The organism is Ruegeria sp. ABM4_193 (assembly GCF_056158705.1).
Genome location: NZ_JBSWTT010000001.1, coordinates 104,934 through 119,711, shown reverse-complemented (window position 1 = coordinate 119,711; position 14,778 = coordinate 104,934). Strand labels below are relative to the sequence as shown.

Annotated in this window: 12 protein-coding genes; 3 read left to right on the top strand and 9 right to left on the bottom strand. The window is 56.8% G+C overall.

Going from position 1 to position 14,778, the window contains the following annotated elements:
- Positions 1-669 precede the first annotated feature (669 nt).
- Positions 670-3,087: a DNA topoisomerase (ATP-hydrolyzing) subunit B gene (gyrB, locus tag ACXADZ_RS00585; protein WP_475191847.1), complete on the bottom strand. Its 2,418-nt coding sequence runs from the start codon at positions 3,085-3,087 to the stop codon at positions 670-672.
- 114 nt (positions 3,088-3,201) lie between these two features.
- Positions 3,202-3,774 carry a TetR/AcrR family transcriptional regulator gene (locus tag ACXADZ_RS00580; RefSeq protein WP_475198441.1) on the bottom strand — a complete coding sequence of 191 codons (573 nt, stop codon included), beginning with the start codon at positions 3,772-3,774 and terminating at the stop codon, positions 3,202-3,204.
- A 99-nt stretch (positions 3,775-3,873) separates the two neighbouring features.
- Between ACXADZ_RS00580 and ACXADZ_RS00575 the strand changes: the two genes are divergently transcribed.
- Positions 3,874-4,440: a carboxymuconolactone decarboxylase family protein gene (locus tag ACXADZ_RS00575; RefSeq protein ID WP_475191845.1), complete on the top strand. Its 567-nt coding sequence runs from the start codon at positions 3,874-3,876 to the stop codon at positions 4,438-4,440.
- On the opposite strand, the gene recF is transcribed toward ACXADZ_RS00575, so the two are convergent.
- The 6 genes from recF to mutM all read right to left on the bottom strand — a co-directional run bounded on the left by recF (position 4,437) and on the right by mutM (position 11,068).
- Complete coding sequence (gene recF, locus ACXADZ_RS00570; protein WP_475191842.1) at positions 4,437-5,534, bottom strand: DNA replication/repair protein RecF; 1,098 nt, start codon at positions 5,532-5,534, stop codon at positions 4,437-4,439. The genes ACXADZ_RS00575 and recF overlap by 4 nt on opposite strands.
- A gap of 59 nt (positions 5,535-5,593) precedes the next feature.
- On the bottom strand, positions 5,594-6,715 hold the full coding sequence (dnaN, locus tag ACXADZ_RS00565) for a DNA polymerase III subunit beta (protein ID WP_171188064.1): 1,122 nt from the start codon (positions 6,713-6,715) through the stop codon (positions 5,594-5,596).
- A 225-nt stretch (positions 6,716-6,940) separates the two neighbouring features.
- Positions 6,941-8,326: a chromosomal replication initiator protein DnaA gene (gene dnaA / locus ACXADZ_RS00560; RefSeq protein ID WP_171188066.1), complete on the bottom strand. Its 1,386-nt coding sequence runs from the start codon at positions 8,324-8,326 to the stop codon at positions 6,941-6,943.
- A gap of 555 nt (positions 8,327-8,881) precedes the next feature.
- Positions 8,882-9,145, bottom strand: coding sequence for a 30S ribosomal protein S20 (gene rpsT, locus ACXADZ_RS00555; RefSeq protein ID WP_039541017.1), 264 nt, complete (start codon positions 9,143-9,145; stop codon positions 8,882-8,884).
- Between the two features lie 228 nt (positions 9,146-9,373).
- Positions 9,374-10,150: an enoyl-CoA hydratase gene (locus ACXADZ_RS00550; RefSeq protein WP_171188067.1), complete on the bottom strand. Its 777-nt coding sequence runs from the start codon at positions 10,148-10,150 to the stop codon at positions 9,374-9,376.
- A gap of 66 nt (positions 10,151-10,216) precedes the next feature.
- Positions 10,217-11,068: a bifunctional DNA-formamidopyrimidine glycosylase/DNA-(apurinic or apyrimidinic site) lyase gene (gene mutM / locus ACXADZ_RS00545; protein ID WP_475191829.1), complete on the bottom strand. Its 852-nt coding sequence runs from the start codon at positions 11,066-11,068 to the stop codon at positions 10,217-10,219.
- A gap of 86 nt (positions 11,069-11,154) precedes the next feature.
- On the opposite strand from mutM, the gene ubiE reads away from it, so the two are divergent.
- Positions 11,155-11,907: a bifunctional demethylmenaquinone methyltransferase/2-methoxy-6-polyprenyl-1,4-benzoquinol methylase UbiE gene (gene ubiE / locus ACXADZ_RS00540; RefSeq protein WP_475191826.1), complete on the top strand. Its 753-nt coding sequence runs from the start codon at positions 11,155-11,157 to the stop codon at positions 11,905-11,907.
- Positions 11,907-13,436: a 2-polyprenylphenol 6-hydroxylase gene (ubiB, locus tag ACXADZ_RS00535; RefSeq protein ID WP_475191823.1), complete on the top strand. Its 1,530-nt coding sequence runs from the start codon at positions 11,907-11,909 to the stop codon at positions 13,434-13,436. The genes ubiE and ubiB overlap by 1 nt, the downstream gene beginning before the upstream one ends.
- Positions 13,437-13,530: 94 nt before the next feature.
- On the opposite strand, the gene ACXADZ_RS00530 is transcribed toward ubiB, so the two are convergent.
- On the bottom strand, positions 13,531-14,706 hold the full coding sequence (locus tag ACXADZ_RS00530) for an acetyl-CoA C-acyltransferase family protein (RefSeq protein ID WP_171671650.1): 1,176 nt from the start codon (positions 14,704-14,706) through the stop codon (positions 13,531-13,533).
- Between the last annotated feature and the right edge of the window lie 72 nt (positions 14,707-14,778).

Sequence of the window (14,778 nt, the reverse complement as noted above, 5' to 3'; positions counted from 1 at the left end):
CTTGAGACGGACCTACTTAGTATTTCTTCGCGAAACTGAACTGAAATCATGCACAATCATTTTGCTGAGCCTCAATAGCTGGAGCTGATGGAGCACCCCATTCTGACGGGCGACGTACCTGACAAATTTACACCTGCCGAACCGTTCAATTGGCTTGACCGTAAGTTCACGCATAATAGTGCCAAGAGGGATTGGTACACTTCCTAACCTGCAAAGCTCAATTGTGAATGTCTGCTTCGGGGCTTCCTTCATCTGTCGTGAGAAGGCGAATGACTGCAAAGTCCGCTCACGAGCCAATTGCCATCCAGTCCGGAATGTCTGGAAAAAGCGGTTCGCGACCTGCCGCAGGAGCGAAAGTCCGAAGCTTGGTCGACGGCAGCTATGGGCTCATTTTGCCAATACCGTTCAATGAATCAAGGTCTGGTCTCAGGAAACGGCTTGAACTTTGCAAAGTACGTTTTCTGCGCATCGCAGACCTTCGCGAGAATCCAAGGTTCCCTAGGGAGGCCCTTTGCGGGATTGAGCAATGCAAAGGGCCATTACCGCGACGACTAAGCCATAAACTGATTGAATTCGTCGCTAATGCAGACAAACGCGCAGCGCAAAACTATGGGCGAACTACGCAAACTTATGGGGTGCGCGAAGTGTTATGCGCAAACCTACAGGCGATCAGAAATCAAGATTCTCCACGCTTAGGGCGTTTTTCTGGATGAACTCCCGACGCGGCTCGACAACGTCGCCCATGAGCTTGGTGAACAGATCATCTGCCTCAACCATGTCATCGACGCGCACCTGCAACAGCGTGCGGGCGTCCGGGTCAAGCGTGGTTTCCCACAGCTGGTCTGGGTTCATCTCACCGAGGCCTTTGTAGCGTTGTAGCGACAGGCCCTTTTCACCCTCTTCCAAAATGGCCCGCAGCAGGTCCAGAGGGCCGTGGATAACCTGAAATCGGTCACGGCGGATCAGCGTCGCAGGCGTGTTATACACCTCTTGCAGGCTTTGAGTGAAACTGCCGGTCTTACGCGCCTCACCCGAGCGCAACATGGGGCCGTCCAAAGTGCGGACCTCTTCCACACCGCGCAAGATGCGGGCCAGACGGATGCCGTGATCCTGCGTAATCCGGCCCTGCCAGCCGCGTTCATATTCCAGCGCGATCAGGTCAAGACGGGCAGCAACCTTGTCGGCCACGCCTTGCAGGTCGGCATCAACCGCACCCGGCACGAAAGCCCCCGCGACGGCAGCCTGTTCCAGAATGTGACGCGGGTAATGCGTCGGGAAGGCGTCCAGAACACGTTTCAACTGGCGCGCTTCATCCACGACACGCGTGAGGTCTTGGCCAATGATTTCTTCACCCGAGCCAAGCTTCAACACGGCCCCTTCGACGCCCTGATTGATCAGATAGTCGTCCAGCGCCGCCTGATCCTTCAGGTAAACCTCTGATTTACCACGCGAAACCTTGTATAGCGGTGGCTGTGCGATATAAAGATACCCACCCTCGATCAGTTCCGGCATTTGCCGATAGAAGAAGGTCAGCAGCAGCGTCCGGATGTGTGCACCGTCCACGTCGGCATCGGTCATGATGACGATCTTGTGGTAGCGCAGCTTTTCGATGTTGAACTCATCGCGGCCAATACCAGTGCCCAGCGCCATCACCAAGTTGCCGATTTCTTGCGACGACAGCATTCGATCAAACCGCGCGCGTTCCACGTTCAGGATTTTCCCGCGCAAAGGCAGAACAGCCTGAGTCAGACGATCTCGACCCGTTTGGGCCGACCCTCCGGCCGAGTCCCCCTCGACCAGGAAAACCTCGGTTTTGGACGGGTCTTTTTCCGAACAATCTTTCAGCTTACCGGCCAGATAGTTCACATCCATCGCCGTTTTGCGGCGGGTCAGTTCACGGGCCTTGCGGGCAGCCTCACGGGCCAGAGCGGCCTCGATGATCTTGCCGACGATACCCTTGGCTTCATTGGGGTTTTCTTCAAACCATTCGGCCAGTTTTTCGTTCATCAAACCTTCGACCGCAGGTCGCACCTCGGACGAGACCAGCTTGTCCTTGGTTTGGGATGAGAATTTTGGGTCAGGCACTTTCACCGACAGCACGCAGGTCAGGCCCTCACGCGCGTCGTCACCTGTAAAGCTGACCTTTTCCTTCTTTGCGATCCCGCTGGACTGCGCATAGTTGTTGATCGTCCGTGTCAAAGCACCCCGGAAACCGGCGACATGCGTGCCACCATCCCGCTGCGGGATGTTGTTGGTAAAGGGCAGCACCGTCTCGTGGTAGCTGTCATTCCACCACATCGCGATTTCAACGCCGATGTCGTCACGCTCGCCCTTGATATAGATCGGCTCGGGCATAGCCGGGGTCTTGGACCGATCGAGATACTTGACGAATTCCTTGACGCCGCCTTCATAAAACAACTCGGTTTCCAACCGCTCAGCAGGGCGTTCATCAATCAGGATGATCCGTACGCCTGAGTTCAGGAAGGCAAGCTCGCGCAGACGCTTTTCCAGCGTTTCAAACGAGTACTCGAGGTTCGAAAACGTGTTGGTCGAGGCCAGAAACCGCACCTCGGTCCCGGTGCGATCGCCGCATTCTCCCACGACCTTCAAGTGTTCCGCTGTCTCGCCACCCTCGAAGCGCGCGACATGTTCCTTGCCCGCACGCCAGATGCGCAATTCCAGCCAATCTGAAAGAGCGTTCACAACTGAAACGCCAACACCATGCAGACCGCCCGACACCTTGTACGAGTTGCTGTCGAACTTACCGCCCGCGTGCAGTTGGGTCATGATGACTTCAGCCGCTGAAACACCTTCTTCCGGGTGAATATCGACTGGAATTCCGCGCCCGTTATCACTGACCGAGACGCTGGAATCCGCATGGATTTTTACGGTTACATGGTCAGCATGACCCGCCAAGGCTTCATCGATCCCGTTGTCGACCACCTCATACACCATGTGGTGCAGACCAGAGCCATCATCCGTGTCCCCGATATACATGCCGGGGCGCTTTCGAACAGCCTCCAACCCTTTGAGAACCTTGATGGAATCTGCGCCGTATTCTTGAGGAGCCTGTGCGTCTTCGGACATTCAGTCAGTACCTATATTATTTTGGTAACTTATACGTTTTCTGGTGGGGAATGTCACGCGATCCCCCAAGATTTTGTGTTTGCGAGGGTCGTTTTTTGCCTGCTAATTACAGGCTCACAAGCGATCAATGTCAGCGGCGATGTCCGCAGCGATTTCATCTGCGTCCACATCCTTGCGCTCAGCCGACAATCGCAACCCAAGAATGTCAGACTGATACCGCGCCGCCAGTCGATCCGGGTCATGTTCAGACCGAATTTCACCAGCATTCTGAGCGCTTCGGAACAGCTCGGCAAAACACGCTTTCATCTCAGTCATGTGCCGCGCAGCTTGATTCGCAAGATCGTGATCTTTCGCCTGCAACTCCGCATATGTCTTTGCCAACATGCAGGCTTTCGTCGGGTTCTCGACGGCTTCGATCACCAAACGGGGCTGCGCTTTCAATGCCCCTTTGGGCCCCAACTTTTTAGCTAAAGCTTTTAGGCGTGCCACGCCTTCCCGTGTGTAGCATTCCATTGTCAGCGCATAGAGCGCGTCCTTCGAGCCGAATGCCGCATAAAAACTGCCGGGCTTTAGTTTCAATTCCCGCTCCAGATCCTTCAGCGACGTCCCGGCCCAGCCCTGACGCCAGAAGATGTCCTTTGCTTTAGCAATCAGAGCATCACGATCATATGCGGGTTTTCGAGGCATCAGCATCACCAATTCTTGAACGTTCACTCAAATATATACTTGAGCGATCGTTCAATAAACCCTAAATACGACTCATCGCGCCAAAACAGGAGTTCCGACATGGCCAATTTTCCGTCGCACGACCTCGAATCCGCCCCTGAAGGGTCCAAGCCTCTTCTCGAAAAATCGCAGGCCGCGTTTGGTCGCTTGCCCGGTTTGCACAAGGTGATGGCCGAAAGCCCGCAGCACCTGGAAGGTTATCAGGTTCTGCATGGCCTCTTCTTGCAAACCGATTTCGACAATGATGAGAAAACCGTTGTTTGGCAGACCATCAACGTGGAAAATGAATGTCACTACTGCGTGCCAGCGCACACCGGTATCGCCAAGATGATGAAAGTCTCGGACGAAATCACCGAGGCGCTGCGCAATGAAACTCGGCTGCCTTCGGCCAAGCTCGAGGCATTGCGCACCTTCACTCTGCAAGTGATGGAAACACGCGGCAACCCGACCGAGGAGCAGTTGCAGGCGTTTTTCGACGCGGGATATTCGCACCGCGCGGTTCTGGATGTGGTGCTGGGCTTGGCTCAGAAAACAATGTCGAACTACGTCAACCACATGGCCAAGACACCGGTCGACGAGGTTATGCGCGGCTTCCTGTGGGAACGTAAAGTCAGCGAACCGGCCTAAGCAGTCAAGACCGAGCCCTCATCGCTTTCGGTGACAACCACCGTCTGGGCCCGGTCCCCCAATTCAGCAAACAACTCAGGCCCGGTGCCCGTCATCCAGGCCTGAGCCCCCAGAGCGCAAATTTCGTCATAAAGCGCCGCGCGCCGATCTGCGTCCAGATGGGCGGCCACTTCGTCCAACAGAACAATCGGAGGTGCCCCAACCATCTCTGCCAGCGCCCGCGCGTTCGACAAAATCAAAGACACAAGCAGCGCCTTCTGCTCGCCGGTCGAACAATCCTTGGCCGGAACGCCCTTTGCAGCGAACACCCCATACAGGTCTGACCGATGCGGCCCTACCAAAGTCCGGCCCGCCGCCAGATCCCGGAAGCGACTCTCGTTCAAGGCGTCACGCAGATCCTCTGCTGTCTGAGGCATCGCACCTTCTGTCTGGACCAATTCCAACTCAGCTGACGGAAAAGCCGTCTCCGCCCGATCCTGCGCGGCGCGCAAATAATCCAGCGCCGCAACGCGAGCGGCATGTATGCGATGCCCGGACTCCGCCATCTGACCCTCCAGGGCCGCATACCAATGGGCATCCCGCACCTGCTCTTTCAGCAAACGGTTCCGCTCTCGCATTGCTTTTTCATAAGTCAAAGACGCTTCGGCATGGGCTGGGTCAAAACTCAGCGCGATACGGTCCAGAAATCGCCGTCGCCCTTCGGCTCCTTCAATCCAAAGCCGGTCCATCGAAGGGATCAGCCAAACAACCCGCGCCAGTTTCCCCAGCTCGATCTGGCTCGAGGTTTTTTCGTCAATCCGAACCTGCCGCGCCGCGCCACCCTCAGACCAGGTTTCCACCTCGTAACGCTGCCCCTGCGCATCCAATATCCCCGACAGCTTCCACCCCAACGCCTCGGGCCGTCGTGTCATCTCAGCCGCGCTTGCCCGACGCATACCACGACCGGGCGAAAACAAAGAAACCGCTTCCAGAATATTAGTCTTGCCCGCTCCATTGGGCCCGTGAATCGCAACCGGCCTCCCGTCCAGCGACAGGCGCGCTAGCTTATGAGACCGAAAATGCGAGACCGTAAGCTCGGTCAGGGCCAATCCCATGACCCCTCCCTTCATCTTTTCAAAAATACTCCCGCCGGAGGCGTCGCGCGTCAGCGCGATCAGACGCGCATCGGCATCACAACATAAACCGCGCTTTGATCATTGCCTTCACGCATCAGGGTCGGATCACCTGCCGAGTTGAACAGGAACACAGCATTCTCACGATCGACCTGAGACGCAATCTCCAGCAGATACTTGGCGTTGAACCCGATCTCCAACCGTTCATCCCCATAGGCGACGGCCAGTTCTTCTTCAGCCGCACCACTATCCGGAGCATTGACCGAAAGGACCAACTTGTCGCCATCCAATTGCAGCTTTACCGCACGCGACCGTTCGGACGACACTGTCGCGACCCGGTCTACGGCCTGCGCAAACTCGGCAGCATCGACCTCAAGCTTGCGGGTGTTCCCTTGCGGGATGACGCGTGTGTAATCGGGGAAGGTGCCGTCGATGACCTTCGAGGTCAGGGTGATATCCGGCGTGGCAAAACGCACTTTCGTTTCGCTGACCGAAACAGCGATGTCCATTTCGTCATCGTCCAGCAGCTTGCGCAGCTCGCCTACGGTTTTGCGTGGCACGATCACACCCGGCATATCTGCGGCCCCTTCAGGCAGATCCGCATCAATACGCGCCAGACGGTGACCATCGGTGGCAACGCATCGCAGCACTTTACCGCCATCCGAGCTGTCAGCGACATGCATGTAGACACCGTTCAGATAGTACCGCGTCTCTTCCGTCGAGATGGCGAATTTCGATTTGTCGAACAGCCGGCGCAGCAGCGCGGCAGACGCGGTGAAATTCGACTGATATTCCGAGGACGCCATAACCGGGAAATCCTCTTTTGGCAGCGTTGCCAACGAGAAATTTGACCGGCCCGCCTCGACGGTCAACCGGCCTGCGGCACTGTCTGCGGTCAGCGTTACCAGCGCCCCGTCCGGCAGCTTGCGCACGATTTCATGCAAAGTGGTCGCCGCAACCGTGGTCGCCCCGGCTTTCTCGACCTGCGCAGGCGCTTTGTCGACCACTTCGATGTCCAGATCAGTGGCGCGGAATTGGGCCACATCGCCCTCGGCTTCAATCAAAACATTCGCAAGTATGGGTATGGTGTTGCGCCGTTCCACAACGGATTGGGCCTGCGAAACGGCCTTGAGAAGGGTGCCGCGTTCAATGCTGATCTTCATACCCTCAGTTCCTCTGACTTGCGTACCGACATGGGCGGGACTGGCACGTTAGCGGTTCCACCCTGAGGCACAAGGATTTTTTACGGATTTCTGGGTTGGAAAGCCCTTAGCGTCAAGGGCATCGTGCCCAACTAGCCTCAGTTCTGGTCCAACCGTGGATTAATGCGCACAAGAAAACGCCCCGGACGCAAAGCACCGGGGCGTTTTCTTCATGAAATGCTCAGATCAGGCTTCCAGCGATCGCCGCAGCATTTCCACATCTTCAGCGATCTGACCGTCGGTCAGCTTCAGCTCTTCGATACGCTTCACGCCATGCATGACCGTTGTATGATCGCGCCCGCCAAAACGGCGGCCAATCTCAGGCAGCGAACGGCTGGTGAGCTGCTTGCACAGATACATCGCAACCTGGCGCGGACGCGCGTATGACCGCAGACGTTTGGGGCCGATGATGTCAGACAGACGGATATTGTAATACTCGGACACTTTCCGCTGAATCTCTTCAACGCTTATTTTACGTTCCGAGGCGCGCAGCACATCAGCCAGACAATCCTGGGTCAGCTCCATATCGATTTCGCGGCCCACCAGCGATGCGAAGGCGAACAGACGAGTCAGAGCGCCTTCCAGAACGCGGACATTGGTCGAGATACGGTGGGCCAGAAACTCAAGTACACCGTCAGCAATCTCCAGATCAGGATAGGTGCTGCTGTACTGCTGCACCTTGTTCTGCAGAATGCCCAGGCGCAGCTCGTAATCGGTCGGATGCAGGTCGACGACCAGACCGCATTGAAGACGCGATTTCACACGGTCTTCCAGATCCTTGATCTCACCCGGGGCGCGGTCGGCGGAAATGATGATCTGCTTGTTCTGATCCACCAGCGCATTGAAGGTGTGGAAGAATTCCTCTTGGGTTGAATCCTTGCCTGCGATGAATTGCACGTCATCCACCATCAGCACGTCAACCGACCGGAACAGGTGTTTGAAATCCATCATCCGGCGTTCGCGTAGGGCCTGAACAAAACGGTACATGAATTGTTCGGCGGACAGGTAGAGCACGTTCAGTTCAGGATGCTTGGTTTTCAATTCCCAGGCGATGGCGTGCATCAGGTGGGTCTTACCCAAGCCCACACCGCCATACAGCACCAGCGGGTTGAATGTGACCGGACCACCTTCGGACACACGGCGCGCCGCCGCATGTGCCAGTTCGTTGGGTTTGCCAACGACAAAACTGTCAAACGTAAAACGGGTGTCCAACGGCGCAGCCTGCAAAGACTCGAGCGCATCCTGCGCAACCTCTGTCACAGGCGCGGCAACAGGATCTGCACGCACCTCAGGAGCAGCTTGTACAGCAGGTTTCGGACGCGCGGGCGAGTTCGCGGGAACCCGAAAATCCAGCCGCTGCACAGTTTCCCCTGCCGTGTTCAATTCATACAATATGAGGTCTGCAAAGTTCTGGCTGACGTAGTTGCCCATAAAATTGGTCGGCACGGAAAAAACCGCCACACCGTTTTGCAGCTCTTTAAATTCCAAAGGCTCGATCCAGGTGGTGTAGTTATTCCGACCGACGGCCTTCAGCAATTTGTTTCGCAGTAGTCCCCATTTCTCTTGTGTCATTCAGCGCCTCACGCATCCCATTCTTATTGGCCTGTCGGCCTTATTCATACGAATCCGGTTGCCCGGTTATGCATTCACGCACGCAAAGGTATCCCTGCGCCAAAACCTGCCCGGTTTGGCGGGATGTCTTTCGAATGCACACATGTCCCGCAGAACACCCGAAAATAGGTGAGCGTCCGGAAAACCGGGTTGCACGTAGCACTCTCAATTTTTTAGACAGGGCCGAGAAGACCGGGTTGCACCCGGGTTTCACGACAGATCGGCAGCCTGGCATCAGCCAGTCGTCGCCCATTTCCTCAAATCGATCTGATGCCCGTCAGTTCGACCGAAGAAACAGCCTGTCCCCCCAAGCGAGTGAATCGCTGATAACAGTGGTAACAACTCCAAGCGGGGCGCGGCAACGAAACTCTGATGTTGACTCGGTTCTTTGGCCGAAAGAATCTCTCAGTTTTGTGAAGGCGCGGTTTTCCGGCAACACGAAAAAAGGCGCCGCTCGAAGCGACGCCTTAAATTTAGATCAGCCTTGCTGACATGACCATTGGTCAATTTGCTGCCTTAGCCCAGCGCTTTGACGCGGGCCGACAGACGCGACATTTTGCGGGCTGCTGTGTTCTTGTGGAAAACACCTTTGGTGACGCCGCGCATCAGCTCGGGCTGAGCAGCGCGCAGAGCGGCAGTTGCTGCGTCCTTGTCACCAGAAGCAATCGCTTCTTCGACTTTACGCAGATAGGTGCGGATGCGCGAACGACGCGCTTTGTTTACTGCGAAACGCTTTTCGTTCTGACGTGCGCGTTTCTTTGCCTGGGGCGAATTTGCCATGTGTCTCTGACCTTCGTTCGGTACGGTTATCTTGGTTTGCGCGCCACGGACGTATCCGCACCGGATCAGAAATCACGAGTGTGAGTCGGGCCAAGCGGGCCGCACGCGCATGTATGGCGGCGGTATGTATCCAAGTTTTTCAGGTTTGCCAAGCCAATTCTCAGACCCACCAAAATGAAAACAAAAAGGCGGACACATGGCCCGCCTTCGAACTTGATCTGGAAGGTTTTACTTGTCGCGAAATTGCGCCGCGCGCTTTTCGAGGAATGCAGCCATGCCCTCTTTCTGGTCTTCGGTTGCAAACATCGAATGGAAGACACGACGCTCAAACAAAAGCCCTTCGCTCAACGGCAGTTCATAGCTGCGGTTCACAGCCTCCTTGACGGCCCCAGCTGTCAGCAAGGATTTTTCCGCAATCTTCTGCGCTGCACCCATGGCTTCTTCGATCAGTTTTTTGGCTGGAACGACACGGCTAACAAGACCGGCACGCTCTGCCTCTTCTGCATCCATGAACCGACCGGTGAGGTTCATATCCATCGCCTTGGACTTGCCAACAAAGCGCGTCAGGCGCTGTGTTCCACCAATACCTGCGACAACACCCAGATTGATCTCGGGCTGCCCAAACTTGGCTGTATCTGCAGCAATAATGAAGTCACACATCATGGCCACTTCACAGCCACCGCCCAGAGCATACCCCGCCACGGCCGCTATGATCGGTTTGCGAATGGCCGAGACGCGGTCGTTTACCGAAGCAAACAGATCTGCGCTCAAGACATCGACAAAGCTCATCTCGGACATTTCCTTGATGTCCGCGCCTGCGGCAAATGCTTTGTCGGACCCGGTGAGCACGATGCACCGAACCTTGTCATTACGATCTGCTTCTTCCAGCGCATCGCAAAGCTCTCCCACCAATTGGGAGTTCAATGCGTTCATCGCATCCGGTCTGTCGAGTTTGATGAGGGCGACGTGGTCTTCGATTTCGACGATGATCGTCTCAAAAGCCATGAGTTGAAAGCTTCCGGTTGTTCCGTTCAGGTATGATTCCTTATCACGCGAATTCTCTGGATCAAGCTATCTTTGGCATTGCGCACAATAGAAGGATGAGCGTCCCGATTGAGTGATTCTCTTAATTTTGGCACCACAGCCCTCGGTCCGACAAGGCTCACCCTCGCGTCCATAGACATCAAAGCTGTGTTGAAAATATCCAAGCTCTCCATCGGCTTGGCGGAAATCTCGCAAGGAAGAACCGCCCGCTTCTATGGCGTCCTGCAACACTTTCCGGATGATCGGAACCAATGCGGCAACACGTGATGCAGAAATCTGCCCGGCTTTGCGACGTGGCGACACCTTGCCGCGATAAAGCGCCTCGCAGACATAGATATTGCCCAATCCGGCAACGATTCCCTGATCCAGAAGTGCGGATTTGACCGGAGTGTTCCTGCCTTTGAAGGCCTCGATCAGATGGTGTTCGTGGAAGTCATTGCCCAGGGGCTCTGGCCCCAGAACCGACAGCAGCTTGTGGTCATCTGCCTTGGCCGTCGGCAACAGATCCATCGCTCCGAACCGGCGCGGATCATTGAAAGTGATGCGCGCGCCGTTGGCCATGTGGAACACGACATGATCGTGTTTCTCCGGCATCGGATGCGTATGCACGAACTGACCCATCGGATCACCCGAAACCGTCATCCGCCCGGACATACCCAGATGGATTAGCAATGTCTCACCGCTGCTGAGATCTGCCAGAATGTACTTCGACCGCCGCCGCAACCGCTCAACCCGCTGCCCGGTCAACCGTTCTGCCATGCGATCCGGGAAGGGCCAGCGCAGATCGGGGCGGTTCACATCGGCCCGTTCTATCACCACCCCTTCCATAGCAGGACTCAGGCCGCGTCTTACTGTCTCGACCTCGGGCAATTCGGGCATTACACGGCTCCTAATCCAAAGGGCCGCATTGTGCCCGCCTCTTATGGCCCTATAACAGAGGCGAAATTCGACAAACGGCAAGGCAAATGTCCGACAACAGCGACAAGACCACTCATTTCGGGTTCGAAACCGTACGCGAGGCAGACAAGGCCGGACGCGTGCAGGGCGTGTTCAACTCGGTCGCCTCGAAATATGACGTGATGAACGATGTCATGTCGATGGGCATCCACCGCGTGTGGAAGGATGCGATGATGGACTGGCTGGCGCCACGCCCCGGCCAACGTCTTCTGGACGTCGCAGGCGGCACGGGCGACATCTCGTTCCGTTTCCTGAAACGCGCAGGCCACGGCCACGCCACCGTTCTGGACCTGACCGAACCTATGCTGGTAGAAGGCCGCCAACGCGCCGAGGCCGACCAGATGGAGGATAGCTTGAACTGGGTGGTCGGGGATGCCATGGCCCTGCCGTTCGAAGACAACACCTTTGATGTCTACACGATCTCTTTCGGCATTCGGAACGTCACCCGCCCGCAAGAGGCCCTGAACGAAGCGTACCGCGTGCTGAAACCCGGTGGCCGTCTGATGGTGCTGGAGTTTAGCCAACTGCCTAATGACGGGCTGCAAAAGCTTTACGATCTCTACAGCTTCAACGTCATCCCACGCATGGGCAAGCTGATCGCCAATGATTATGACAGCTATCAGTATCTGGTAGAATCGATCCGCAAGTTCCCCGATCAAGAGACGTTCCTGAACATGGTCCGTACCGCCGGGTTCGAAAACGCCAAGTATCGAAACCTGAGCATGGGCATCGCCGCGCTGCATTCCGGCTGGAAGATCTGATGCGCGGTCCTCACAACATCATCCGCCTGATCCGCACAGGCGCCACTTTGGAGCGCACCGGTGCCATGAATGTGGTGCTGGATGCTTTTGAGGCTCCCCGGTCGCTGCGATTTATTGCCCATGCGCTGGGCAAACCGTTCCAATGGCTGGGTTACAAGGGTGATCCCGATATGCCACCCGCCACGCGTGCTCTGACGGCGCTTGGCCCGGCCTACATCAAGTTTGGTCAGGTACTATCTACCCGCCCTGATGTTGTCGGCAACGAATTGGCCGAGCAGCTGCGCGTGCTTCAGGACAAACTGCCCCCCTTTTCCAAATCCGAAGCCATGGCCGAGGTGGAAAAGGAACTGGGCCAGCCTGTTGCCGAGATCTTTAGCGATTTCAGCGAACCCATTGCCGCCGCATCTATCGCGCAGGTCCATAAAGCCAAACTGGTCAGCACTGGAGAGGATGTAGCCGTCAAAGTCCTGCGCCCCAATATCGAACGCGCGTTCCGCAAGGATGTAGACGCTTTCTATTTCGCGGCCCGTATCGTACAGCTTTTCGCCCCCGGCGCGCGCCGCTTGCGCCCAATGGAGGTGATCGAACATTTCGATGGCGTTGTCCGTGGCGAACTTGATCTGCGGCTGGAAAGCTCTGCCGCATCGGAATACGCCGCCAACACTAAGGACGACGCCGGGTTCTGGTTGCCGCCCGTGGTTTGGTCGCTGTCTGCGCGTCGCGTGATGACACTCAGCTGGGCCGACGGTATCCCGCTGGGCGATAACGCAGCTCTTGACGCAGCAGGCCACAACCGCCGCGACCTGGCCGAACGTGTACTACGCCTGTTCCTGCTGCACGCCCTACGCGACGGCTATTTCCATGCCGACATGCACCAGGGTAACCTGAAGGTCGCCGCCAATGGCGATATCATCGCCTATGACTATGGCATCATGGGCCATATCGACGAATACACCCGCCGGGTCTATGCCGAGATCCTCTTTGGCTTTATACGCCGCGACTACAAGCGCGTGGCCGAGGTACATTTCGAAGCAGGATATGTCCCCGCAAACCAGGACGTAGATGAATTCGCCCGCGCCCTGCGTGCAGTTGGCGAACCCATCTTCGGCATGGATGCTTCACATATCTCGATGGGCCGTCTGCTGAACTACCTATTCGAGGTGACCGAACGGTTCGGCATGGAAACAAGAACCGAGCTGATCCTGCTGCAACGCACCATGGTGGTGGTTGAAGGCGTGGCGCGCTCGCTCGACGACCACATGAACATCTGGGAGGTCGCCCGCCCCGTGGTCGAAGACTACATCAAGCGATCTATTGGCCCTCGCGCCGCTCTACGGGATTTTGGGAAAACAGCGATGGTTCTTGCCCGTTTCGGCCCGCGCCTGCCAGCGCTGGTCGAAAACGCATTAATCGCCCAGACACAAAAAGACGACCAAAAGAACAATGGCCTCAGCGCGTATGTCCTGCCTGCCCTTCTCGGTGCCGGGTTTGGCGTAGCCGCAACGCTTGTTGCCATAGCACTCAGCTAAGACAAACCGCCCGCTTCATCTGGCTAAAAATACCTTCGGGGGGAATTGCGCATGGCGTAATGGGGGGCAGACAGCCCCCCTGCTCCATTCTGGCTCAGAGCCGCTCGATGGCAAGGGCAATCCCCTGACCACCGCCGATACACATGGTGATCAAAGCTTTTGTCCCACCCGTACGCTCCAACTCGTACAGCGCCTTGAGGGTGATGATCGCGCCGGTCGCGCCAACCGGATGGCCCAGCGCAATGGCACCCCCGTTGGGGTTTACCTTGGCCGCATCCAGACCCAGCTCCTGATTGACTGCCAGTGCCTGCGCAGCGAAAGCTTCGTTGCTTTCGATCACATCGAAATCACCCGCCGACAAACCGGTCTTCTTGAACAGGTTTTGAACAGCTGGGACCGGGCCAATACCCATGACTTCGGGCCGCACACCCGCATGGGCATAACCAATGACGCGTGCTTTCGGTTTCAGACCCGCTTTTTCTGCCGCGTCCGCCGTTGCCAGAACCATCGCCGCCGCGCCGTCATTGATGCCCGAGGCATTCCCGGCCGTGACGCGCCCGTCTTTCTTGAACACTGGCCTCAAACCTGCCAGCGCCTCGGCTGTAGTCGCTTTTGGGTGTTCATCGACCTTGAAGTCGACCATGTCACGCTTGACCTTAACCTGCACCGGCGCAATCTGGCTTTCGAAAAAACCGCCCTCAATCGCCGCTGCCGCGCGGGTCTGGCTGGTTATTGCAAACTCATCCATCTGCTCACGGCTGATCTGATGTTCGTCTGCCACGTTTTCCGCGGTGACACCCATATGCCCTGTGCCAAACGGGCAATTCAGTGCGCCCAGCATCATATCGAGCGAGGTAACATCGCCCATCTTCGCGCCCCAACGCGCCTGCGGCACGATGTAAGGGCTGCGCGACATGCTCTCGGCACCGCCCGCCACAGCAAATTCCGCATCTCCCAGCATTAGGGACTGCACGGCGGATACAATGGCCTGAGCCCCCGAGCCGCACAGACGGTTCACATTCATGGCCGGCGTACCGTTGGGGATACCCGCCTGCATCGCAGCCACGCGCGACAAATACATGTCGCGTGGTTCGGTGTTGATGACATGACCAAAGACAACGCTGCCGATCTGCGCGCCTTCAACACCCGAACGTTCAAGGGCTGCTTCGGTGGCAACAGTGGCCAGATCAATCGGAGCGGTCGAAGCCAAAGCGCCACCAAATGTGCCGATGGCGGTACGCGCACCATCCAGAATCACTACGTCAGTCATGTTTTCTCCTCCAAAACCCGCGCGCATTATGCACTTGCAGCATGATCTTCAAATTAGACTCACTGTCACGCC